The sequence below is a fragment of the Herbaspirillum sp. VT-16-41 genome (assembly GCF_001994935.1).
GTDB lineage: Bacteria > Pseudomonadota > Gammaproteobacteria > Burkholderiales > Burkholderiaceae_D > Herbaspirillum > Herbaspirillum frisingense.
Genome location: NZ_MUXB01000099.1, coordinates 58135 through 80918, shown reverse-complemented (window position 1 = coordinate 80918; position 22784 = coordinate 58135). Strand labels below are relative to the sequence as shown.

At 63.4% G+C, this 22784-nt stretch carries 15 protein-coding genes and 1 tRNA gene; 6 read left to right on the top strand and 10 right to left on the bottom strand.

The features are described 5' to 3' along the window. The first annotated feature begins 225 nt into the window (after positions 1-225). Together BTM36_RS08790 and BTM36_RS08785 are read left to right on the top strand one after the other, a co-directional pair. Complete coding sequence (locus tag BTM36_RS08790; protein WP_006461691.1) at positions 226-2217, top strand: cation:proton antiporter; 1992 nt, start codon at positions 226-228, stop codon at positions 2215-2217. Between the two features lie 162 nt (positions 2218-2379). Then, positions 2380-4011: a methyl-accepting chemotaxis protein gene (locus BTM36_RS08785; RefSeq protein WP_077235971.1), complete on the top strand. Its 1632-nt coding sequence runs from the start codon at positions 2380-2382 to the stop codon at positions 4009-4011. Here the strand turns inward: BTM36_RS08785 and BTM36_RS08780 are convergent. The 3 genes from BTM36_RS08780 to BTM36_RS08770 form a co-directional block, all read right to left on the bottom strand. Then, on the bottom strand, positions 3939-4706 hold the full coding sequence (locus BTM36_RS08780; RefSeq protein WP_077235970.1) for a phytanoyl-CoA dioxygenase family protein: 768 nt from the start codon (positions 4704-4706) through the stop codon (positions 3939-3941). The two genes, BTM36_RS08785 and BTM36_RS08780, sit on opposite strands and share 73 nt — an antisense overlap. A gap of 167 nt (positions 4707-4873) precedes the next feature. Further along, entirely contained in the window at positions 4874-7732 is a 2859-nt protein-coding gene (uvrA, locus tag BTM36_RS08775) for an excinuclease ABC subunit UvrA (protein ID WP_077235969.1), read from the bottom strand. Between the two features lie 310 nt (positions 7733-8042). Next, positions 8043-9728, bottom strand: a complete 1686-nt coding sequence (locus BTM36_RS08770) for a glycosyltransferase family 39 protein (RefSeq protein ID WP_254426966.1) — start codon at positions 9726-9728, stop codon at positions 8043-8045. A 67-nt stretch (positions 9729-9795) separates the two neighbouring features. Here BTM36_RS08770 and BTM36_RS28310 point away from each other — a divergent pair, with 67 nt between their 5' ends. The 3 genes from BTM36_RS28310 (at position 9796) to ssb (ending at position 12112) form a co-directional block, all read left to right on the top strand. Then, on the top strand, positions 9796-9951 hold the full coding sequence (locus BTM36_RS28310; protein ID WP_168189766.1) for a hypothetical protein: 156 nt from the start codon (positions 9796-9798) through the stop codon (positions 9949-9951). Positions 9952-10366: 415 nt separating this feature from the next. After that, on the top strand, positions 10367-11563 hold the full coding sequence (locus BTM36_RS08765) for an MFS transporter (RefSeq protein ID WP_168189765.1): 1197 nt from the start codon (positions 10367-10369) through the stop codon (positions 11561-11563). Positions 11564-11581: 18 nt separating this feature from the next. Beyond that, positions 11582-12112 (top strand): single-stranded DNA-binding protein, encoded by a 531-nt coding sequence (ssb, locus tag BTM36_RS08760; RefSeq protein ID WP_077235966.1) that lies wholly within the window; start codon positions 11582-11584, stop codon positions 12110-12112. Positions 12113-12561: 449 nt separating this feature from the next. On the opposite strand, the gene BTM36_RS08755 is transcribed toward ssb, so the two are convergent. The 3 genes from BTM36_RS08755 to BTM36_RS08745 all read right to left on the bottom strand — a co-directional run bounded on the left by BTM36_RS08755 (position 12562) and on the right by BTM36_RS08745 (position 15655). Beyond that, positions 12562-13713, bottom strand: a complete 1152-nt coding sequence (locus tag BTM36_RS08755; protein ID WP_254426965.1) for a branched-chain amino acid ABC transporter substrate-binding protein — start codon at positions 13711-13713, stop codon at positions 12562-12564. Between the two features lie 79 nt (positions 13714-13792). Next, complete coding sequence (locus tag BTM36_RS08750; protein ID WP_077235964.1) at positions 13793-14881, bottom strand: ATP-binding protein; 1089 nt, start codon at positions 14879-14881, stop codon at positions 13793-13795. 18 nt (positions 14882-14899) lie between these two features. After that, on the bottom strand, positions 14900-15655 hold the full coding sequence (locus tag BTM36_RS08745) for a response regulator (protein ID WP_077235963.1): 756 nt from the start codon (positions 15653-15655) through the stop codon (positions 14900-14902). Positions 15656-15822: 167 nt separating this feature from the next. Here BTM36_RS08745 and BTM36_RS08740 point away from each other — a divergent pair, with 167 nt between their 5' ends. Further along, on the top strand, positions 15823-18930 hold the full coding sequence (locus BTM36_RS08740) for a multidrug efflux RND transporter permease subunit (protein ID WP_077235962.1): 3108 nt from the start codon (positions 15823-15825) through the stop codon (positions 18928-18930). An 84-nt stretch (positions 18931-19014) separates the two neighbouring features. Here the strand turns inward: BTM36_RS08740 and BTM36_RS08735 are convergent, their stop codons facing one another. The 4 genes from BTM36_RS08735 to BTM36_RS08720 form a co-directional block, all read right to left on the bottom strand. Further along, complete coding sequence (locus BTM36_RS08735) at positions 19015-19326, bottom strand: hypothetical protein (protein WP_077235961.1); 312 nt, start codon at positions 19324-19326, stop codon at positions 19015-19017. Positions 19327-19560: 234 nt separating this feature from the next. After that, a tRNA-Arg gene (locus BTM36_RS08730) sits at positions 19561-19637 on the bottom strand. 70 nt (positions 19638-19707) lie between these two features. Further along, positions 19708-21360, bottom strand: coding sequence for a glucan biosynthesis protein (locus tag BTM36_RS08725; RefSeq protein ID WP_077235960.1), 1653 nt, complete (start codon positions 21358-21360; stop codon positions 19708-19710). 140 nt (positions 21361-21500) lie between these two features. Next, entirely contained in the window at positions 21501-22568 is a 1068-nt protein-coding gene (locus BTM36_RS08720) for a type II asparaginase (protein WP_077235959.1), read from the bottom strand. Positions 22569-22784 lie beyond the last annotated feature (216 nt).

Sequence of the window (22784 nt, the reverse complement as noted above, 5' to 3'; positions counted from 1 at the left end):
GCCGGTTCCGGCAGCACTGAAGAAGGCGGGGCGCAGGGCGCGCCGGCATCAGACCGGCATCAACCAGGAGCCCGGCTACGCCAACTAGCATGCACCGTTGCGGCCCGCCTCCGCCACCCGCCGCGGTGAGCTGCGGTAAACACCCTCCCGCGCTGCCTTGCTCTGGTGCGTTGTCAAATTGCTCATATTCACTGCATTGCATTGTCATAAGAAACCAAACAAGCCATGTTTTCCGGACTGGAACTGACACTCTTCCTTCTGGCTGCGGCGGTGCTGGGCGTGGTCGCCTTCCGCATGATGCAGTTGCCGCCCATGCTGGGCTATCTGGTGGTGGGCATCATCATCGGCCCGCACGGGCTGGCCTTCGCCGAAGACAATGAAACCACCCACGCCCTGGCCGAGTTCGGGGTGGTGTTCCTGATGTTTTCCATCGGCCTGGAGTTTTCTCTGGCCAAGCTGTCGGCCATGCGCCATATCGTCTTCGGGCTGGGCGTGGCGCAGGTGGCCACCACCATCGCTGCCACCATGGTGATGGCCTGGGGCTCGGCCATGGTGCTGCCGCAGTTCATCAACGTGAGCTGGCAGGCGGCCTTCGCGCTCGGCGGCGCCCTGACCATGTCATCCACCGCCATCGTCTCCAAGCTGCTCACCGAACGGCTGGAACTGGAAACCGAGCATGGCCGCCGCATCATGGGCGTGCTGCTGTTCCAGGATCTGGCCCTGGTGCCACTGTTGATCGTGGTGCCGGCGCTGGCCAACAATTCCGGCAACATCATGGTCACGCTGGGTTGGGCCGTGGGCAAGGCGATGGTGGTGCTGGCGCTGCTGCTGTTCTTCGGCAGCAAGCTCATGCGTGGCTGGTTCCGCATCGTGGTCAAGCGGCGCTCTCAGGAACTGTTCATGCTGAACCTGCTGCTGATCACCCTGGGCGCGGCCTGGATCACCGAAAAGGCCGGCTTGTCCCTGGCCCTGGGCGCCTTCATCGCCGGCATGCTCATTTCCGAGACCGAGTTCAAGCACCAGGTGGAAGAAGATATCAAGTCCTTCCGCGATGTCCTGCTGGGCCTGTTCTTCATCACCATCGGAATGCTGCTCAATGTGCGCACGGTGGTCGATCACTGGTTCCTGGTGCTGCTCCTCCTGACCGGGCCGGTGCTGCTCAAGTTTGCCCTCATTGCCGGGCTGGCGAGACTGTTCGGATCGTCCACCGGCGTGGCGCTGCGGGTTGGCCTGGGCCTGGCGCAGGCCGGGGAATTCGGCTTCGTGCTGCTGAGCCAGGCCGGCGGACTCAAGCTGGTCGATCCCTTGCTGATCCAGGTGATCCTGGCAGCGATGGTGCTGTCGATGCTGGCTACGCCTTTGATCCTGGCCAAGTCCGACGCCATCGTCATGCGATTCTCTGCCAACGAGTGGATGCTGCAATCCCTGGCCCTCACGCAACTGGCCACCCGCACCATGGGCGTGCAGAAGCACGTCATCATCGCCGGTTTCGGCCGCAGCGGTCAGAGCCTGGCGCGCCTGCTGGAAGAGGAGGGGATCGCCTACCACGCGCTGGAGATGGACCCGGAACTGGTGCAGGATGCCCGCAATGGGGGCGCCAATGTCTCCTACGGCGATGCCGCCCGGCGCGAAAGCCTGGTGGCCGCCGGCATCCACCGGGCCGCCGCCCTGGTGGTCACCTATGCCAGTACGCCCTCGGCGCTGAAGGTCTTGCATCACGCCGCCGAACTGGAGCCGGAGCTGCCCGTGATCGTGCGCAGCCATGACGACGCCGACCTCGAAAAACTGCTCGCCGCCGGGGCTACCGAGGTTGTGCCCGAAGCGCTGGAAGGCAGCCTGATGCTGGCCTCGCATGCGCTGGTGATGCTGGGCGTACCATTGCGCCGCGTGGTGCACCGCGTGCAGGATGCGCGCGATGAGCGCTATGCCTCGCTGCGCGGCTATTTCCATGGCATGTCCGACGCCGAGGCCGATGGCGTGGGCATGAATGTGCGCCTGCAGTCGGTCACCCTGATCGGGGGCGCCAGTGCAGTTGGTCACACCCTCGCCGAGATCGACCTGCCCACGTATTGCGGCGCCGAGGTCGCCATGCTGCGCCGTGGCAAGCAGCGTCTCGATGCGCCTGATCAGGCGGTGCTCATGGCCGGTGACATCGTGGTCTTGCGCGGCAGTTCGGAGAGCATCCTGCGCGCCGAAAAACGCCTCCTCAGCAAATGAGGACCAACCCCGCACAATGAGGTCTTGTTCCCCTGGTACGGGAAATGCTAGTGTTGCTGGATGGTAGCGGCGCGGCTTATTCGCCTGCGTCGACCGTGTCAGGACAAGGGCTTCGCACAACGAGTCCCTTGTTGAAAAAACAATAGCAAGTCCGGGAGGAACATGTTCAGCACACTCACGATCAGGGCTCGCCTGATCTTCGTCATTGGTTTTCTGGCCCTGCTGCTGGTGGCATCGGGCGTTCTCGGTCTGGTCAGCCTGCGCTCGACCAATGCGCAGATGCGCTCGCTCTACGAGGACAGGCTGGTGGCGCTGTCCCAGCTCGAACGCATGTCAGCAGCGCTGGATGCTGCGCGCAACGGCATTTCCACCTCCATCGTGGGCGACTCCGGCGATATCGACACCAACATGGACAAGCTGGAAAAGGCCCTCAAGGCCAACGATGCCGTCGTCAAGCAGTATCAGGAAACCGTGCTGACCACCGAAGAAAAGGCGCTGCTGGACAAACTGCTGCCGCAACGCCAGAAATTCATCACCGATGGCATCAAGCCCGCGGTCGAGGCGCTGCACAATCGCGACTTCCAGGGCGCCATCGAAGTCTACGGTGGCCTCATGCTCAAGCTCTATGCCGATGTGCATGCCACCCTGGGGCAATTGATGGACCTGCAGCGCAATGTCGGCCGCGACCTGTATGAACAGGCGCAGCAGCGCTACCAGACCCTGCTCGTCGTGATGAGCGTGGCCATGGCCGCCGGCCTGGCAGTGGCGCTCCTGATGGGGGTGTTGCTGGTGAAAGCCATCTCGGCACCGCTGCGACATGCCGTCGCGCTGGCGCAAGCCGTGGCCGCGGGTGATCTGACCCAGCGTATCGAGGTGCACAGCCAGGACGAGACCGGCCAGCTGATGCAGGCGCTCAAGCAGATGAACGACAACCTGCAGGGTATCGTCGGCCAGGTCCGCCTGAGTACCGATACCATCGCCACGGCTTCCAGCGAAATCGCTCATGGCAACCTGGATCTTTCCTCTCGTACAGAACAGCAGGCCGGTGCCTTGGAAGAGACCGCCTCGGCCATGGAAGAGCTGACCTCGACCGTGCGCACCAACGCGGACAATGCGCAGCAGGCGCGGCAACTGGCGCATTCGGCTTCCGAAGTGGCGGTACGAGGGGGCGAAGTGGTGCGTCAGGTGGTCGATACCATGAGTTCCATCAACCAGTCCTCCAGCAAGATCGTGGACATCATCAGCGTGATCGACGGCATCGCCTTCCAGACCAACATCCTGGCCTTGAATGCCGCAGTGGAAGCGGCCCGTGCCGGCGAGCAGGGACGCGGCTTCGCGGTCGTGGCGTCGGAAGTGCGTTCGCTGGCCCAGCGCTCGGCGGCGGCGGCCAAGGAAATCAAGGTGCTCATCGATGATTCTGTCACCCGGGTAGGCAGCGGCAGCACGCTGGTGGCCCAGGCCGGTGCCACCATCGACGAGGTCGTCAAGAGCGTGCAGCGCGTCAGCGAAGTGGTCAGCGAGATTAGTGCAGCCGGGCAGGAACAGAGCCAGGGCATCGAAGAAGTCAACCGCGCCATCACGCAGATGGATGAGACCACCCAGCAGAATGCCGCGCTGGTGGAGCAGGCCGCTGCAGCCGCTCAGGCCATGCAGGAGCAGGCGGCGCGCCTGTCGGAAGCGGTCAGCGTATTCCGTGTTGGCGGCAGCACCGTGCTGGCGGTTCAGTCGTCCAGCGTCACATCCTCGGAGGCCGCCGAGCGGGTGCCAGGCAGGGGGGGATTGCTCTTGCCGTGATAGGCGAACACGGCCGAACACTTGACCTGGTCGCTGTCGTTGCGGCCAGCCGCGTGGAACAGGCCGCTGTGGAACAGCACCACGTCGCCCGGCTCCAGTGACAGCGCAATGCCTTGCGCAAACAGCGCCTGGTTGGCCGGCACTTCCGGGCGCAGGAAATCCAGTTCATCCATCTGCTCGGCTTGCAGCGTCAACCTGTGCGAGCCGGGAATGAACTTGAGCGCGCCGTTTTCAGGCGTCTCAGCGCCCAGCGCCAGCCACACCGAAATCAGCTCGTTGCGCGGGAAGGACCAGTAGCGGATGTCGCGGTGCCAGCCGGTGGCGGTCCCGAAAGCCGGATGCTTGGTCATCACGCAGTTGTGATGGGCCAGGGTCAGGCAGACCGGTTCTTCGAACAGTTGATGCAGCATGGCCACCAGTTGCTTGTGCCCGGCCCATTCGCGGTAGACGGGGTCGCGCTGCCAGGCTGCGCGCAGGCGCCGCGCCGTGCGGCCACCTTCGGCGTCCAGCGAGGCCGGGGCGCCTTCATAACCGACCTCGGCTTCATATTCGAGCGGGGCGACCGCGCGTTGCAGGTGATCGCGGGTGACGGCGAGCATGCGCTCGCGCAGATCGGCAGGGACCATGCCCTTCAACAGCAGATAGCCTTGCTCGCGGAAAAAGGCGATCTGGGCGGGTGACAGCGGGTTCGACATGTGGGTCTTTCGGGGTTGCACGGCGGCATGCCTGCGGGAATGCCTGCCTTCATTGTGCGCCGGATGGCGGCCAAGAGCATGACTGTATGCCAAGGCGGGCGGCGCGCAAGATACAGATGCGACCGGATTCTGTATCGTTTGCGCGCGCGCAAGTCCGCACTTCTTTTTTACTTCGCTTTCTTCTTCAGCAAGGGTGCCAGATACTTGCCGGTGACGCTGGCCGGGTTCTTCGCTACGTCCTCCGGCGTGCCGGCCGCGACGATCTTGCCGCCGCCCGCGCCCCCTTCGGGCCCCAGATCGATGATCCAGTCGGCAGTCTTGATGACGTCCAGGTTGTGCTCGATGATGGTCACCGTATTGCCCTGGTCGCGCAGGCGGTGGATCACCTTGAGCAGCAGGTCGATGTCATGGAAGTGCAGGCCGGTGGTCGGCTCATCCAGGATGTAGAGCGTGCGGCCGGTATCGCGCTTGGACAGTTCCAGCGACAGCTTCACGCGTTGCGCCTCGCCACCCGAGAGGGTGGTCGCGCTCTGGCCCAGCTTGATGTAGCCCAGGCCCACGTCCAGCAGCGTCTGCAGCTTGCGGGCGATCAGCGGTACCGGCTTGAAGAACTCATGGGCATCTTCCACCGTCATGTCGAGGATCTCGGTGATGTTCTTGCCCTTGTATTGCACTTCCAGTGTTTCGCGGTTGTAGCGCTTGCCATGGCAGACGTCGCAAGGCACGTACACGTCCGGCAGGAAGTGCATTTCCACCTTGATCACGCCATCGCCCTGGCACGCTTCGCAGCGCCCGCCCTTGACGTTGAAGGAGAAACGACCGGCACTGTAACCACGTTCCTTGGCCATCGGCACCGTGGCGAACAGGTCGCGGATCGGCGTGAACAGGCCCGTGTAGGTGGCCGGGTTGGAGCGTGGGGTACGGCCGATGGGAGCCTGGTCCACCGCGATCACCTTGTCGAAATGCTCCAGGCCGCCGATGGCTTCGTGCTCCGCCGGCTCGGTCTGCGAGCCATACAGGTGCCGCGCTGCCGACAGGTAGAGCGTGTCATTGACCAGGGTCGACTTGCCCGAACCGGAGACGCCGGTCACGCAGGTCAGCAGGCCTACCGGCAACTCCAGGTCAACGTTCTTGAGGTTGTTGCCGGAGGCGCCGGTGATAGTCAGCATGCGCGACTCGTCGCAGGGCGTACGCTTCTTGGGGACCGAGATTTCCAGCGAGCCGTTGAGATACTTGGCGGTCAGCGACTTCTTGTTCTTCAGGATCTCCGGCAGCGAGCCATGGGCGATCACGTCACCGCCGTGCACGCCCGCGCCGATGCCCATGTCGACGATGTAGTCGGCGGTGCGGATGGCGTCTTCATCGTGTTCCACCACCAGCACGGTGTTGCCGATGTCGCGCAGGTGGCGCAGGGTATCGATGAGACGGTCGTTGTCGCGCTGGTGCAGGCCGATGGAGGGTTCGTCCAGCACATACATCACGCCGGTCAGGCCCGAGCCGATCTGCGAGGCCAGGCGGATGCGCTGGGCTTCGCCGCCGGAAAGCGTATCGGCGCTGCGCTCCAGGGACAGGTAGTCCAGCCCGACGTTGTTGAGGAAGGTCAGGCGCGAGACGATTTCCTTGATGATGCGGTCGGCGATTTCCTTCTTGGCGCCGGTCAGCTTCAGGGTCTCGAAGAAGGACAGGGTCTCTCGCAGGGGCGTGGCGGCCACCTCATAGATGGCGCGTTGCTGCTTGCCGCTGCCCACCTTCACGTAGCGTGCTTCCACCCGCAGGCGCGCGCCGTGGCAGGAAGGGCATTGCTTCTCGTTGATGAACTTGGCCAGCTCTTCCTTGACCGCCATCGAATCGGTCTCGCGGTAGCGGCGCTGCAGGTTGTTGACCACGCCTTCGAAAGTGTGCTCCTTGACCACGGTACGGCCGCGCTCGTTGACGTAGGCGAAGGGGATGGCCTGGCGGCCGGAACCGTACAGCACCACCTGCTGGGCCTTGTCGTCGAGCTGCTCGAAGGGAACGTCGAGGTCGAAGTCGTAGAAGGCCGCGATGCTGGTGAGCATCTGGAAATAGAACTGGTTGCGACGGTCCCAGCCCTTGATCGCGCCCGAAGCCAGAGACAGGTTGGGGAAGGCGACGATGCGCTTGGGATCGAAGAATTCGATGTGGCCCAGGCCATCGCATTCCGGGCAGGCCCCCATCGGGTTGTTGAAGGAGAACAGCCGCGGCTCCAGCTCCTGCAGCGAATAGCCGCAGATGGGGCAGGCGAACTTGTTGGAGTACAGGTGTTCCTTGCCGCCATCCATTTCGAGCGCGATGGCGCGGCCGTCGGCCAGACGCAGCGCGGTCTCGAAGCTTTCGGCCAGGCGCTGCTTGATTTCAGCCTTGACCTTGACGCGGTCGATGACGACATCGATGGTGTGCTTCTCGGTCTTCTTCAACTTCGGCAGGTCATCGACCTCGTAGACCTTGGCCGTGCCGGTGCCGCTCTGGATGCGAAAGCGCACGAAGCCCTGGGCCTGCATCTCCTCGAACAGGTCGGCATGCTCGCCCTTGCGGTTGGCCACCACCGGCGCCATGATCATCAGCTTGGTATCTTCCGGCAGTGCCAGCACCGCATCGACCATCTGCGAGACCGATTGGGCCTCCAGCGGATGTTCGGGGTGATCGGGGCAGTAGGGCGTGCCGACGCGGGCGTACAGCAGGCGCAGGTAGTCGTGGATCTCGGTGACGGTGCCGACCGTGGAGCGCGGGTTGTGCGAAGTAGCCTTCTGCTCGATGGAGATCGCGGGAGACAGGCCCTCGATCATGTCCACGTCCGGCTTTTCCATCAGTTGCAGGAACTGGCGCGCATAGGCCGACAGGGACTCCACGTAGCGGCGCTGGCCCTCTGCATACAAGGTATCGAACGCCAGCGAGGACTTGCCCGAACCGGACAGCCCGGTGATGACGATGAGCTTGTTGCGGGGGAGGTCTAGGTTGATATTCTTGAGGTTGTGCGTGCGCGCGCCGCGAATGCGAATTTCTTCCATGGATGCCTTCAGCTAGGGGTTTCCTGCCGCCGCGTGGAATGACGCCTTGCGCGGAGCAGCGGTGGGACAACATGTAACTATAACAGGACTGCGAACGGCCGGCAGGCAGGCCGGCGGCGCCAGATGACCCATGTGGGAACACATCCGGGAAATGAAAGCGCGGCAGTAGGAAAAGCGCCCCGGATGGAGCGCAAATGACGCAGGAAATCGTCAGCGCCGGCATTCTGCAGAATGCGTCGGCCAGCAAAAAGCCGGCGCGTGGCCGGCTCGTATTCCCAGGGCGATGGACTCGCTGGACAGCGACCGATGTTTAACCGGCGCGCTGCCAGACCTTGAAGAGCTGTCCGTCATCGCCATCGCGGCGCCCTTCCCAGAACAGCGTCCAGTGACCTTTGGGACGGTGGGTGACACCAGGGGTTTGCTGGATCACCCAGCGGCATTCGGTCCTTCCGGTAGCGTCGATGGGCTGGTGCAGGACGCCCGTGTAGTAGTACAGCATCGGTGCTTCCGACTCGCCCAGGTTCTGGCTGGCCATGCAGTCGTCGGCATGCCAGGCGGGCGCGAGCCGGGTATTCAGGTCGGCGTAGACGAACTCATAACTTTTCCCGTAGTCGGCCCACGGCAGCAGCAGCGTGAAGGCCAGGCCCCACATCAGCGTGATGCCGCCAAACCAGGAAAACGCGCCACGCCATTGGCCGGCCAGCTGCAAGAGACCCAGCGAGGCGATCCACAGGATGCTCATGGCGCCGGCCGCCAGCAAGGCCAGCGGCTGGATCGGAGTGACATATTCCAGCGGCAGCCACTTGCCCATGAAACCGATCCAGTGATGATGTTCGACCGGCAAGGTCGAGATGACATAGATGGCCCAGATGCCCACGGCCATCAGGCCGAAGGCCACACGCGCCAGCCAGTCCCAACCCAGATTGAATGCGTCCGGAAGACGCGGGATGGCGCGCGCGCCCAGCATCGCCAGCGGCAGCAGCACCGGCAGCAGATACAACTGGCGGGCCGTGGCCGAGCTTTGCAGCACGGCCAGGCTGATCGCAGCGAAGACCAGCGGCATGGCGACCCGTGAACTGCGGGCCTGACGCCAGTCGCCGCTGGCCAGGCCCAGCAAGGCCAGTAGCGAGCCGGGCAGGGCGAAACCGGCCAGTGCCCGCAGGATCACGGTGTGATCATTGTCCGAGCCCAGTTTCTTCACCGAAAAGCCGAAGAAGCGGCCGACGTTGTTATCCCAGAACCATTCCATGAACAGTGGCACCGAGTGCTGCGCCAGCAGGGCCGGCCAGATCACGAAGAAAGGCAGTGACACCAGCACCGCCAGACCCACCATCTTCCAGTAAGTGCGGTGACGGCACGACTGCACCAGCAAGCCCAGCACCAGTGCCGTGGCCGCGAAGGTCAGCGGTACGAACAGGCCCTTGCTCATCTCGGTGATTCCCACACCCAGGCCGAACCAGAACGCAGCGATCCACGATGGCGTGCGGCGTTCCTGGTTCAGGGCGATGGCCAGCAGGCCATAGGTAGCCATGGTGGTGCCGGTAACCAGCGCCACGTCAGTGAACATGTCATGGGCATGCTTGACCATGCCGGGGGTACCGGCGAACAGCGCCAGCGTCGCCAGTACCGGCAGGCTCATCAGGCTGCGCTGGTTCCACACCATCTGGGCGATGCGCGCCACGAAGACCAGCGTCACCAGGTTGTAGAGCACGCTGGCCAGGCGCGCACCCTCGTGGTACGGCAGCAGCGGATGCAGCAGCTTGGCCAGGAACACGGCCGTCCAGTAGTACAGCGGCGGTTTTTCCATGAACGGCCGGCCGGCATTGGTCGGCACCAGATACTCACCCGAAGTCAGCATGTGATGGATCATGCCGAAGGAATAGGTTTCGTCCTGCTTCCACGGCCCATGGCCGAAGATGCCCGGCAGCAGCCAGGCTGCGCCGGCCAGGACCAGCAGCAGCCAGGCCATGCGCGAGGACAGGGCGTGCTGACCCAAGACCGGTGCCGATGTCGTCGAAAGAGATGGCCCTGGCTTGCGTTCAGAGACCGAATCGAATAGGAACATGCTGAATACGGATGCGAGCCGCCTGCGCTGCCCGCGAAAAATTCAAAAACCGAAAACCTGGGAGCAGAGCGGCAACAAACGTGATCCTGGGCGCGCCTTGGCGCAGTGCCTGGTGCTCGTCGCCATCCTCTGCATCGGGTTTTCTCCCCCTTGATGCGTGCTTGCTTTATTTTTCTTGGCGAGGATTATTGCCTGGCGAAAATCTTCCGGTAATGGAAGTCGGCGGCTGTTATAGGACACTGCAGAAAAAATGAGCAAGTCGACATTTTGGCATAAGCATTGAACTAAATGACGTATTTGTCAGGAAAGGTGTGAAGATTTGCTACATTCCGCCATTTGCTGACCGCGCATTGTTGGATTGACGCAGCACATGGGAGCGCGCTAAACCCGTCGGATCGGTACAGAGCTCGTCAGGCAGGTTCCCGAGGCGCCGGGCTATGCTGTTACCATACTGCCTTTGCCCTACAGCCCGGTTTCACGAAAGACCGGGCAGCCGCCAACGCCAGCCCCTACACGTCACACGTATGTCCCACGACACAAGTTCATCCGCACAGCCTGAGAAAACCGGCATGTCGCGCGCCGAGGTGCGTGCCAGCGTTTCCCTGGCCTCGATCTTTTCCCTGCGCATGCTGGGCCTGTTCCTGGTGTTGCCGGTGTTTGCCGTGCACGCCCACAGCCTGCCCGGGGGTGACAGCGATACCCTGGTCGGCATCGCCCTGGGCATCTATGGACTGGCGCAGGCCTGTGGACAGATTCCCTACGGGATTGCCTCCGACCGCTATGGCCGCAAGCGCATCATCGTCATCGGCCTATTGCTGTTTGCGCTGGGCTCCTTCGTGGCCGCCGGTGCCCAGAGCGTGATGTGGCTGCTGGTGGGACGAGCGCTGCAGGGTTCGGGCGCGATCTCTGCCGCCATCACCGCCTTCATCGCCGATTCCACCCGCGAGGAACATCGCACCAAGGCTATGGCCATGGTGGGCGCCTCCATCGGGGTAACCTTCGCGGTCTCGATGGTGGCCTCACCACTGCTCTACGAGTCGATTGGCATGGGTGGCATCTTCGGCCTGACCGGCGTGCTCTCCCTGTTGGCCATCGCGGTGGTGCTATGGGTGGTACCGGCGGCGCCGATGGTACAGGCCAGGCGGGTGTCGCTGGCCGAGGTACTGCGCCAGACCGAACTGCTGCGTCTGAACTGGGGCGTATTCACGCTGCACCTGACCCAGGTTGCCATGTTCCTGGTGGTGCCGGCAGCGCTCGTGCAATCGGCCGGCCTGCCACTGGGCGAACACTGGAAGATCTATCTGCCGGTGGTTCTGGCCTCCTTCGTGCTGATGCTGCCGCCGATCATCGTGGCCGAGAAGTACGGGCGCATGAAGCCGGTCTTCGTCGGCGCCATCAGCCTGATGCTGCTGGTGCAGGTGGGCTTCTGGCTGGTGTTGTCCCAACCGATGGGAAGTCTCTGGATGCTGGTGACCCTGCTGTTCCTGTTCTTCGTCGCCTTCAACATCCTGGAAGCCGCCCAGCCCTCGCTGGTGTCCCGTATTGCCCCGCCAGCGGCCAAGGGCGCGGCGCTGGGCGTCTACAACACCCTGCAGGCGCTGGGTTTGTCCTGCGGCGGCGCTCTGGGTGGCTGGCTTAAACAAAATGTGGGGAATTCCGCGGTGTTCCTCTTGTCTGCTGTGCTCACCCTGACCTGGCTTATAATCGCGGCTAACATGAAAAACCTGCCGCGCCGTTCAGCGCCGGCGGCGGGTGCAACAGCCTAAACGTATTCAGGAGAAACAATGGCATCGGTCAATAAAGTCATCATCGTCGGCAACCTGGGGCGCGACCCGGAAACACGCTACATGCCCAACGGCGAAGCCGTCACCAACATCGCCGTCGCCACGACCGAGAGCTGGAAGGACAAGAATTCCGGCGAAAAGAAGGAGCTCACCGAGTGGCACCGCATCACCTTCTATCGCAAGCTGGCTGAAATCGCCGGCCAGTACCTGAAGAAGGGCTCGCAGATCTACGTTGAAGGCCGCCTGCAGACGCGCAAGTGGCAGGACAAGGAAGGCGTGGAGCGCTACACCACGGAAATCATCGCCGATACCATGCAGATGCTGGGCGGTCGCCAGGGCGCGGGCGGTGGTGGTGGCATGGATGAAGGCGGCTACGGCGGCGGTGGTGGCGGTGCAGGCAGCTACGGCGGCGGCGCACCCCGCCAGAGCGCTGGCGGCAATGCGGGCGGTGGTGGTGGCGCCCCGCGCCAGCAGCCGGCCCAGCGCCCGGCGCCGAACTTCTCGGACATGGATGACGATATTCCCTTCTGATCCGTTTCCCGCAGGCTGCGAATGCGGCCTTGCTCTTCTGACGAACCCCTCGTCTGCCTACGCAGCGAGGGGTTTTTTCATGGGTCCAGATTTCAACTGAAACCTGGGCAGGCAAACCTGCAATGTGGCGGTAACCGGTCAACGCGATGATGACAACAAGCCGAAGCAAACAGCATCGGTCCCAACCCACCAGATCAAGGAGAACACCATGCTTATCGGACTCATCATCGCCTTCGCTGACACCATGTCCCGCCTCTTCGGCGGCTGATCGCCCACTACTACAAGGAGAACACCATGCTCGTCGGACTCATCGTCGTTTTCGCTGACACCATGTCCCGCCTCTTCGGCGGCTGATCGCCCACTACTACAAGGAGAACACCATGCTCGTCGGACTCATCGTCGTTTTCGCTGACACCATGTCCCGCCTGCTGGGTGCGTGATGGCAGGCATCACACGCAAGGCTCATGACGGCCGCTGCCAGCCGGGAAGAATTCCACCGGCTGCCAGCGGCCGTCATGCCGGAACAGGGTATAGCGCGGATTGGCCCTTGCTCCGTTGGGGGCAAAGCTGATCGGTCCATGCAGTCCGGGATGACGCAACTGGTGCAACGCCACCGCGATCCTGCGGCCATCGCCGCTGCCGGTCTGCAGGATGGCCGCACCCAGTACGCTGGCCGCATCATAGGCATAGAAGGAGTAGGTGGTCGGCGCGGCATCGAATTTGCTGCGATAGGCTTGGGCGACCTTTTTCCATTGCGGACAATAGTCCCGTGCGATTTCGAATTCCAGCACATGCAGCCGTGGTTCGGGCTGTGATGCCAGCTCCAGGTTGCTGGCACCTCCCGTGAGCAGAATGCGTGCTTTTGATCCCGAACGGCGGGCCGCATCGATGAATGCGCGCGCCTGCGGGTACAGGGCCAGGAACACGATCACATCAGCGTCATGCTGCATCGCCGCCTGCATCGCCACATGGAAGTCGGTGGTCCGACGCGCGACCTGGATGCGCCCCAGCGCGATGCCTGGCGCCGTCGCGGCCAGCCTTTCCATGACTGCATCGGCCAAGGCATTGCTGTAGGCCGAATCGTTCTGGATCACGAAGACCCGCTGCCCCGCCAGCGAGCGGCTGGCAACCTCGGCCAATGCGGAGGACAGTTCCCGCGTGCCACCGACCACCCGGAACGGCATGCGGTGGCCCATGCTGGTCCATTGGCTGCTGGTGGCGGTAAATCCGATCTGCGGAATGCCTGCGTTTTCGTAGATTGCGGCTGTGGCCAATGCCGCGTCGCTGCTCCACGGGCCGACGACGCCGGCCACGTTTTCCTTGATGTAATAACGGGCGATGTTGATGGCGAAATTTTCGTTGCCGTGGTCGTCCTGCGGCAGCAGTTGCAAGCGCAGTGGCGAGCGACGCCGTATGGCCATCGCATTGGCTTCGTCGATGGCCAGTTGCGCGCCCTGCAGGGCGCTCTGCGTAATCGGTTCGGAAAGGCCGCCGGTGAAGCCCAGCGTGATGGTCGTCAGGGTCTCCGACCACGCCGATGCCGCCAGCGAGCAAAGCAGCAAGCTGATGGCGAGTATCGACATCGAGTCCGGTCTGCGCATGGGGTCCCCCCGTGGTCCGCTGAATTTATTGTGAACTTCGCTTCATGCGTCCTGCTGGGGAAAATATACACATCAATGCTCAATGAGGCCAGCGGACTTCAAAGCAGGTGCCGCCCAGTGGCGAGGGCCGGCAGTCGGCGGTACCGTGATGCGCACTGGCAATAGCCCTGACCACTGCCAGCCCCAGGCCGCTGCCACGGTGCTGGGCGTCGTCGCTGCGCGGGCCACGCTGGAAGGCGTCGAAGATCATCGCCGCATCGGTAGCCGCCAGGCCCGGGCCGCAGTCCTCCATGCGCAGGCAATGTTGGTCCGCGCTGCTCGCGGTGCTGATGCGCAAGCGGCCGGGCGTGGCGTGCTGCAGGACATTCTCCAGCAGCGCCAGCAGTGCCTGGCGGATGCGCACCGGATCGCAGAACGTGCGCTGCAGTGCGATTTCGAGCGTGACGGCGAATCCCTTGTCCTGTAGCGCCGATTCGCAGGCCGTCAGCACGGTGCCGATTTCCTGTTGCAGGTCCACCTGCTGCAGCTGTATGCGCAGGTGTCCACTTTCGGCCAGGCCGACGATGCGCAAGTCCTCGATCAACCGCGCCAGCCCCTCGACTTGCACCAGCAGGCTGGAAAAGAGCGCCGGTTCAGGCGGGAACACGCCATCGGAAAGACCCTGCAATCGACCGCGCAGGATGGTCACCGGCGTGCGCAGTTCGTGGGCGATCGCGGCGTTCCAGAAGATGCGTTCCTGCTGTACCCGCTCCAGCCGCTCGGCCATGGCGTTGAAGTCGCTGATCAGCTGCGAGGCTTCATCCAGTGGCTGTCGTTGCGCTCCCGCCCGGGCCGCCAGATCGCCCTGTGCCACGCGGCGCAGGCTGGTGGCCACTGAATTGAGCGGTGTCAGAATGCGGCGCGCCAGGCGCATGGCCACCCAGATTGCAATTCCCAGGCCCAGCAGCGTGGTACCGGCGATCCAGCCCCACTCGGCCGGCGAGGGCAACCAGCTGTCCGGCGCCGACAGGGCGCTGGGCAGGAAGATGAACATGGTCGAATAGAAGGCATACGAACCCAGCAAGACCATCAGCATGATGGTCAGCGCCAGGATCGCCACCGAACTGATGATCTGCCGTGCCAGGCCCTTGCCGCGCCATAGTGCCAGTAGATCGACGCCGGGCTTCACGAGTGCGCCTCCACGGTATCAGCTACCTTGCTGGAAACGATAACCAACCCCGCGAATGCTGACCGGGATACCGGCGATGCCCAGGTCTTCCAGTTTCTTGCGCAGTTTGCTGACATGGCTGTCGACGGTGCGCTCCAGCGTATCGCCCTCCGGCAGGCAGGAGGCCAGCAGCTCGGCGCGACTGAACACGCGTCGTGGCGAGCGCGCCAGTTGCGCCAGCAGCTTGAATTCGGTGAGCGTGAGCACCAGCGCATGCGAAGTCCCGTCAATCTCGGCCACGGCCTCGTGCTGCTCGAAGTCGATCACGAAGGGCGGGGCCCGCAGGATGCGCCGGTCATCGCGCTCACCACGGGGCTGGCTGCGGCGCAGGACCGCCTCGACCCGGGCCACCACCTCGGCCGGATTGAAGGGCTTGACCACGTAGTCGTCTGCGCCGATGCGCAGGCCGGTGAGCTTGTCCACGTCCTGGTCCAGGGCAGTGAGCATGATGACCGGAGTCTGGTCACGCTGGCGAATCTGCGCCAGCACCTGCCAGCCATTGAGTTGCGGCATCTGGATGTCCAGCAGCACCAGATCCGGTTTGAGGGCGAGATGCAGCTCCAGCGCCCGTACGCCGTCGCTCGCATGCACGCTGCGCATGCCGCTGCGGGCCAGGTAGGCGGCCAGGATGTCAGCGATCTCGGGCGCATCCTCGGCGATCAGTACCAGCGCGCCGGTGGCCGGCGCCGCGGGCGCCAGGCCCGGTTCGCTCACGCTATGCGGTGCTGTCGGCATCTTTCCTTCTCCATCGAAACTCCATCGTTGTATCGCGTAATCCTCACGCTCCTCGCCCAGACTCCGCCTTCGCTCGCGATTGTACTGTCGGCTGGCGTGGCGCGGCAAAAATGCCGTTGTCGTTAAGCCTGCCGCCAGCTACCGAGCCAGACTGATGGAGTTCTTGCATGCCCCGCTTCTTTATCGACCGTCCCATCTTCGCCTGGGTGGTCGCCCTGTTCATCGTGCTGTTTGGCGTGATTGCCATGAGCCAGTTGCCCATTGCGCGCTATCCCTCGGTGGCGCCGCCCACGGTCTCGATCAACGCCACCTATCCGGGTGCCACGCCTCAGACCATGAACGATGGCGTGATCAGCCTGATCGAACGCGAACTGTCGGGCGTCAAGAACCTGCTCTATTTCGAGTCCTCCGCCGATACCTCGGGCAGCGCCCAGATCAGCGTTACCTTCAAGCCCGGTACCGATCCGGAACTGGCCCAGGTGGATGTGCAGAACAAGCTCAAGGCCATCGAAGCGCGGCTGCCTCAGACCGTGCGCCAGAATGGCGTGACGGTGGAATCTGCGGCTTCGGGCTTCCTCCTGATGGTGAGCCTGACCTCGACCGATGGCCGCTACGACGAAGTCCGACTGAGCGACTATCTGGCACGCAATATCGTGGAGGAATTGCGCCGCGTGGAAGGCGTCGGACGTGTCCAGCTGTTCGGTGCCGAGCAGGCCATGCGCATCTGGATCGATCCCTTCAAGCTCAATGCCTTCGGCCTGACCGTTACCGACATCAGTACTGCAGTGAGCCAGCAGAATGCACAGATCGCACCCGGTCGCCTGGGGGATTCGCCTGCCGTGCCGGGCCAGCAGATCGCCGTGCCGCTCACGGTACAGGGGCAATTGCAGTCGCCGGCGCAGTTTGCCGCCATCGTGCTCAAGGCAAAGACCGATGGTTCGCGCGTGTTGCTGGGGGATGTGGCGCGGGTGGAACTGGGGGCGCAATCCTATGCCTTCTCCAATCGCGAAGACGGCAAGCCTGCCGGCGTGGCCGCGGTGCAGCTCGCTCCGGGCGCCAATGCGGTGCGCACCGCGGCCGCCATCCAGGCACGCATGGAAGAACTGCGCCCCAGCCTGCCGGCGGGCATGGCGTTTTCGCTGCCCTATAACACCGCACCCTTCGTCAAGGTTTCCATCCAGAAGGTGGTGCAGACCCTGATCGAGGCCATGGTGCTCGTGTTCCTGGTGATGTACCTGTTCCTGCAGAACGTGCGCTATACCGTCATCCCCGCCATCGTCGCGCCCATTGCGCTGCTGGGTACGCTGGCGGTGATGCTGGTGGCCGGCTATTCGGTCAATGTGCTCACCATGTTCGGGATGGTGCTGGCCATCGGCATCATTGTCGATGACGCCATCGTGGTGGTGGAAAATGTGGAGCGCATCATGGCGCAGGAAGGTCTGGCACCACGCGAGGCCACCATCAAGGCCATGCGCGAGATTACCGGGGCCATCGTCGGCATCACGCTGGTACTGACCGCAGTCTTCATTCCGATGGCGCTGGCAGGGGGCTCGGTGGGCGTGATCTATCGCCAGTTCGCGCTGGCCATGGCCGTGTCCATCCTGTTCTCGGCCTTGCTGGCGCTGAGCCTGACGCCCGCTTTGTGCGCCACCCTGCTCAAGCCGGTGGTACCGGGGCATCATGAAAAGCGCGGCTTCTTTGGCGCGTTCAACCGGGCCTTCCATCGTCTCACCGCACGCTATGAATCCGCATTGGCGCGCCTGATTGCACGAGGGCTGCGCATGATGCTGGTGTACGTGGCGCTGTGCCTGCTGCTGGTACTCGGTTTGCGGGCCTTGCCCTCGGCTTTCCTGCCGGAAGAGGATCAGGGTTACTTCATGACCTCCTTCCAGTTGCCGGCCGATGCCACCAGCGAGCGCACTGCCCGTGCCGTCGATCAGTTCGAGCGTTACCTGCAGACCCGCGAGGATATCGGCGCCAACCTTTCGGTACTGGGATTCGGATTTTCCGGCTCCGGGCTGAACGCGGCCATGGCCTTTACCGAACTCAAGGACTGGAAGCAACGCAAGGGTTCCACCGCTGCCGCCGAGGCCATCGCCGCCCAGGGCGCCATGGAACGCAGCGTCGATGGCATGGTGATGAGCCTGCTGCCACCGGCCATCGAAGAGCTGGGGAACTCCTCCGGTTTCGCCATGCGTCTGCAGGATCGCGCCAATCAGGGTTATGCCGCCCTCAAGGCTGCGGAAGCGCAATTGCTGGCGCTGGCGGCCAGGAGCGACAAGCTGGCCGGCGTCTATTCAGACGGATTGCCGCCGGGAGCCAGCCTGCAGCTCGATATCGACCGTCACAAGGCGGCCGCATTCGGGGTCTCCTTCGCCAGCATCAGCGATACGCTGTCGGCGGCCATGGGCTCCTTCTACATCAATGACTTCCCCAATGCCGGCCGCATGCAACAGGTCATCCTGCAGGCCGAGGCTGGTGCGCGCATGCAGATCGAGGACGTGATGAAGCTGTACGTCCGCAACCAGAATGGCGGGATGCTGCCGTTGGGTGAAGTCGTGAAGGCGTCCTGGCAAGAACAGCCGACGCAGCTGCAGCGCTACCAGGGCTTCCCGGCAGTACGCATTGCCGGCAGCGCCGCAGCGGGCGTGGCCAGTGGCGAGGCCATGGCCGAGATGGAGCGCCTGGCCCAGCAGCTCCCGCCTGGTTTCGCCGTGGCGTGGACTGGCCAATCCCTGCAGGAACGTCTGTCAGCGGCGCAGGCGCCGATGCTGATGGCCTTGTCCATGCTGGTGGTGTTCCTGGTGCTGGCCGCCCTGTACGAGAGCTGGTGTATTCCGTTGTCGGTCATGCTGGTGGTGCCGCTGGGTCTGGTCGGTGCCGTGGCGGCGGTGATGTTGCGCGAGATGCCCAATGACGTCTTCTTCAAGGTGGGTCTGATCACCGTCATCGGCCTGTCTGCCAAGAATGCGATCCTCATCGTGGAGTTTGCGCGGCAGCTGCGGGCCGAGGGCGCCGGATTGGCGGAAGCCGCGATCCGGGCGGCCGTGCTGCGTTTGCGTCCCATCCTGATGACCTCGCTGGCTTTTGCACTGGGTGTGGTACCGCTGATGCTGGCCTCAGGCGCCAGCGCGGAGACCCAACGCGCGATCGGCACCGGCGTATTCGGCGGCATGGTCACTGCCACGGTGCTGGCGGTGTTGTTCGTGCCGGTGTTCTTTGTGCTGGTGCTGGGGCAGACTCAGAGAGAGATGCGGGCGCGCGGAGAGCACTGAAGTCGTGCAGCATGTTCGGCCGCTTTCTTCCATGGTGATACATCCATGGAAGGCGGCGAGGTGCGCAGCGAAAAACAGAAACGCTCAGGCGCCCACCGGCGGCGCGAAATCCCCATCCTTGCGTGGCGGCTGCTCCAGCGGCTGAACCGATGTGGTGCTGACAGGCGTAGGCGCATGCTGTTGCGTGCCATCCGCCACCATGCTGCTTTCTTGTGCGACTGGCTGCATGTCCTGCTCGCCCATGATGCTGGGCATGCCGGATTCGGTCTCGCTTTTTCCTTCGGCTTCGGCCATCCGGCGTCGGTTGATTTCGTCGAACTGGCGCTTTACCGGCTTGGCGCAGGCCAGCATGGCCAGCGAACCTGCAGCGAGCATGAACAGGGAAGTCTTTTTCACGGCGGCTCCTCCAGAGAATGAACGGAGCCTTGATTATCTCCAGCCGGCTGGGCCGCGCATGTCGGACGATGGCGCAAACGCTCGTCGGTGAGCGGGAGAGATTGTGGCTGAGCTGGGACGGGTTGCAGCAGGTGGCAGCAGTGAGGTCCTGCCCGGGAAGGATCAACAAAAAGAGAAACAATAAAAGAAACAAAAAAGGGCCCATCTTGCGATGGACCCTTTTTTTACTACATATGGTGCGGCTGGCAGGAATCGAACCCACGACCCCTTGGTTCGTAGCCAAGTACTCTATCCAGCTGAGCTACAGCCGCGAAAGAACGAGATTATAAGGAGCTTTTCTGAAAAGTACAAATCTTTTTTCAAGGAAAGGAAAAAACTGTCTCAATACACTTCCCTGGAGGTGAAGGGATGGTACTGGAACAGCCAGGTCTCGCTGAGTGCCTGTCCGTCGTGTCGCAGGAATAGGCGCAGTTCGACCGGTTCCTCGCCCGCAGCCGTCAGGTCGAACTGGGCGCGCCAGTGGCCGGCTACGTCGTTGGGCAGGGCCTCGGTGTAGACATAGGAAATGCTGCCTCTGGAGGCGGTGATGACGGCTTCCGGTTTCACGCCGAAGGGCAGGCCTTCCAGTGGCTTGCCCTTGAACTCGACCATGAACTTGCGGACCTGCGCCGGGCGTGCCTGGCCGGGCTGGCCGCCGCGTCCCAGGCGGGTCGCCACGCAGCGCGCCAGCGCCGTCGGGAAGGGCTCGTCCTGCTGCCAGTGGAGGCGGTAACGCAGCCGATAGCTGGCGCCGGCCCGCGCAGGAGTTTTCGGCACCCACATCGCGACGATGTTGTCGTGGATTTCGTCATCGGTGCGCAGTTCGATCAGCTGTACCTCGCCCTGGCCCCAGTCCCCTTGCGGTTCCACCCACAGGCTGGGGCGGCGCTCGTAATGCACGCCGTCAAGGTAATGGTCGACATTGCGGTCGCGCTGCAACAGACCGAAGCCGCGCAACTGCTGGTCGGCGAAGGCCGAGGCGCTGGTGCGGGGCGGATTGTTCAGGGGCCGCCAGAGGTGTTCGCCGGCACCGGTCCAGATCGCCAGGCCGTCCGAGTCATGCACCTCAGGTCGCCAGTCCACACCGGTACCCTTCACGGTTTCGGAGAACCAGTACATCGAGGTCAGCGGTGCCAGGCCCAGGCGCGCGACGTCGCGGCGCAGGAACAGCGCCTTGTCCACCTCCATGGTCACGCCGGCGCCGCGTTGCAGGGTGAAGCGATAGGCGCCGGTGATGCTGGGGCCATCCAGCAGGGCATAGACCACGACGGTATCGCTGCCCGGTGCCGGTGGCTCGAAGAAGAATTGCGTGAAGTCGGGGAATTCCTCGGGGCGGTCGGCTTGTGCGACGTCGATGGCAATGCCGCGTGCCGACAGGCCATATTGATAGAGGTCACCGATGGCGCGGAAGTAGGAGGCGCCGAGGAAGGCCACCCAGTCGTTCTTGCGCCAGTCCTTGGCCTGCTGGTCGGCCAGGCGGCTTTCCTGGAAGCGGAAGCCGGCAAAGCCGCTGCCGGCCGGGAGGCGGTGGGCCGGGCTGTCGGCCGGCATGTCGAAGTAGTCGTCGCGATACAGCAGTTCGCGGGCACGGGTGGGCGTGGGAGTGGGAGTGGGAGTGGAGCCTGGGGCGGATGCATTACCCGGGCCATCCAGCACGAACATGCGCACCGGGACGCGGAAGAACTTGCCGAGATGGAAGAAGGTCAGCGGGAACGGGCCAGGACCGTCGGCGAAGACGGCGTAATCGGACTTGAAATGGATCTTGCCGTGGGCTTCGTAGTCGATCTGGTCCAGCACTGCGGCGGGCACCGCCGGCGGCGCCTGGTAGGGCGTCCTGGCCATGTTGCGGGCGCGGGCGATGAGCTGGTCGAAGCTGAAGGTCTGGGCCGGGCCCATCTTCATGGACTGCGCGGCCAGCGCCTGTGGTGGCAGGCCCAGGGCGGCCAGCGCGGCGGCTGCGCCGGAGGCGGTAAGGAAATGTCGGCGGCTGGGCATGGGCGGTTCTCCGATCTCTTTGGAAACTCTACAGAGTCTTGCCTGACGAGCTTGGTTCCGGCCAAGAAAAAGCCCGCTGCGCGCGGGGCGGTAGCGGGCGGGTAGTGCAGTAATGCGTAAGACTGACGCCGCAGGCGGGATCAGTATTCCCAGAACATCTTCTGGATTTCCTTGCTGTCGGTGGTCTTGGTCAAGGCCAGCATCAGCAGGATGCGCGCCTTCTGCGGGTTCAGGGTGTCGGAGACGACGAAGTCCAGCTTGTCGTCGTCAGCTTCGCCATTGCGCGCCACGATGCCCTGGCCGACGCGGCTGGAACGCACGATGACCACGCCCTTCTTGCGTGCTTCGCTCAGGGACGGCAGCACGGTGTTGTTCAGGCTGCCATCACCCACGCCGGCGTGGATGATGCCTTGCGCACCTGCAGCGACGAAGGCGTTGAGCGCGATCGGGTTCATGTTGGCGTAGCCATAGACGATGTCCACTTGCGGCAGCTTGTCCAGGTTCATGATGTCGAACGGGGTGTCGACCGTGTTCTTGCGGGTGGACTGGCGGTAGAAGTAGGGCTTGCTACCCTGAATGTAACCCAGGAAGCCCAGTTCCGGCGTCTTGAAGGTGTCCATCGTGGAAGTGTTGGTCTTGGTGACTTCGCGACCGGCGTTGATCTGGTCGTTCAGGGTCACCAGCACGCCTTTGCCAACGGCTTCCTTGGAGCCGGCAAGCAGCACGGCGTTGTACAGGTTGATCGGACCATCGGCGCTGATGGCGGTGGACGGACGCATGGCGCCCACGATCACCACTGGCTTCTTGCTCTTGACCACCAGGTCGAGGAAGTAGGCGGTTTCTTCGATGGTGTCGGTGCCGTGGGTGATCACGATACCGTCGACGTCGCTCTGTGCCAGCAGGGTATTGACGCGCTTGGCCAGCTTGAGCCAGGCGTCGTTGTTCATGTTCTCGCTGGCGATCTGCATGACCTGCTCGCCGCGCACGTTGGCGACCTTCTTGAGTTCCGGGACAGCGGCGATGAGCGCATCCACGCCGACCTTGGCGGCGGTGTAGCCAACCGTGGTGGTGCTGGTGGCGCCGGTGCCGGCGATGGTGCCGCCGGTAGCCAGGATGACCACGTTGGGCAGGGTTTGGGCCTGTGCAGCGGCGGCTGTGGCCAGGCAGAGCAGGACCAGCATCTGCTGGAAGAATTTTCTGATGAGCATGTGTACCTCGGTAGCTGTGGTTGTACGGATTTCTCTGAGCGGATTTTTGTTAGTTTTATTGGCTTGCTTCACCGGGAAGGATGCAGGCTGGCTGCGTATTGTCATCACGGCAAAAGCGCCGACACGATAGCACCGGCTCGCGTGACGATCAAAGGATTTTTTACGCGGTGAGAAAGCCGCATCGCAAAAGGCTTTGTGAGGGGATGGAATGCAAGT

Bases quoted from the DNA above. Each gene is read 5' to 3' on its own strand.
- BTM36_RS08790 (WP_006461691.1), top strand. From the start codon at position 226: ATGTTTTCCGGACTGGAACTGACACTCTTCCTTCTGGCTGCGGCGGTG.
- BTM36_RS08785 (WP_077235971.1), top strand. From the start codon at position 2,380: ATGTTCAGCACACTCACGATCAGGGCTCGCCTGATCTTCGTCATTGGT.
- BTM36_RS08780 (WP_077235970.1), bottom strand. From the start codon at position 4,706: ATGTCGAACCCGCTGTCACCCGCCCAGATCGCCTTTTTCCGCGAGCAA.
- uvrA (WP_077235969.1), bottom strand. From the start codon at position 7,732: ATGGAAGAAATTCGCATTCGCGGCGCGCGCACGCACAACCTCAAGAAT.
- BTM36_RS28310 (WP_168189766.1), top strand. From the start codon at position 9,796: ATGCTGAATACGGATGCGAGCCGCCTGCGCTGCCCGCGAAAAATTCAA.
- BTM36_RS08765 (WP_168189765.1), top strand. From the start codon at position 10,367: ATGTCGCGCGCCGAGGTGCGTGCCAGCGTTTCCCTGGCCTCGATCTTT.
- ssb (WP_077235966.1), top strand. From the start codon at position 11,582: ATGGCATCGGTCAATAAAGTCATCATCGTCGGCAACCTGGGGCGCGAC.
- BTM36_RS08755 (WP_254426965.1), bottom strand. From the start codon at position 13,713: ATGCGCAGACCGGACTCGATGTCGATACTCGCCATCAGCTTGCTGCTT.
- BTM36_RS08745 (WP_077235963.1), bottom strand. From the start codon at position 15,655: ATGCCGACAGCACCGCATAGCGTGAGCGAACCGGGCCTGGCGCCCGCG.
- BTM36_RS08740 (WP_077235962.1), top strand. From the start codon at position 15,823: ATGCCCCGCTTCTTTATCGACCGTCCCATCTTCGCCTGGGTGGTCGCC.
- BTM36_RS08725 (WP_077235960.1), bottom strand. From the start codon at position 21,360: ATGCCCAGCCGCCGACATTTCCTTACCGCCTCCGGCGCAGCCGCCGCG.
- BTM36_RS08720 (WP_077235959.1), bottom strand. From the start codon at position 22,568: ATGCTCATCAGAAAATTCTTCCAGCAGATGCTGGTCCTGCTCTGCCTG.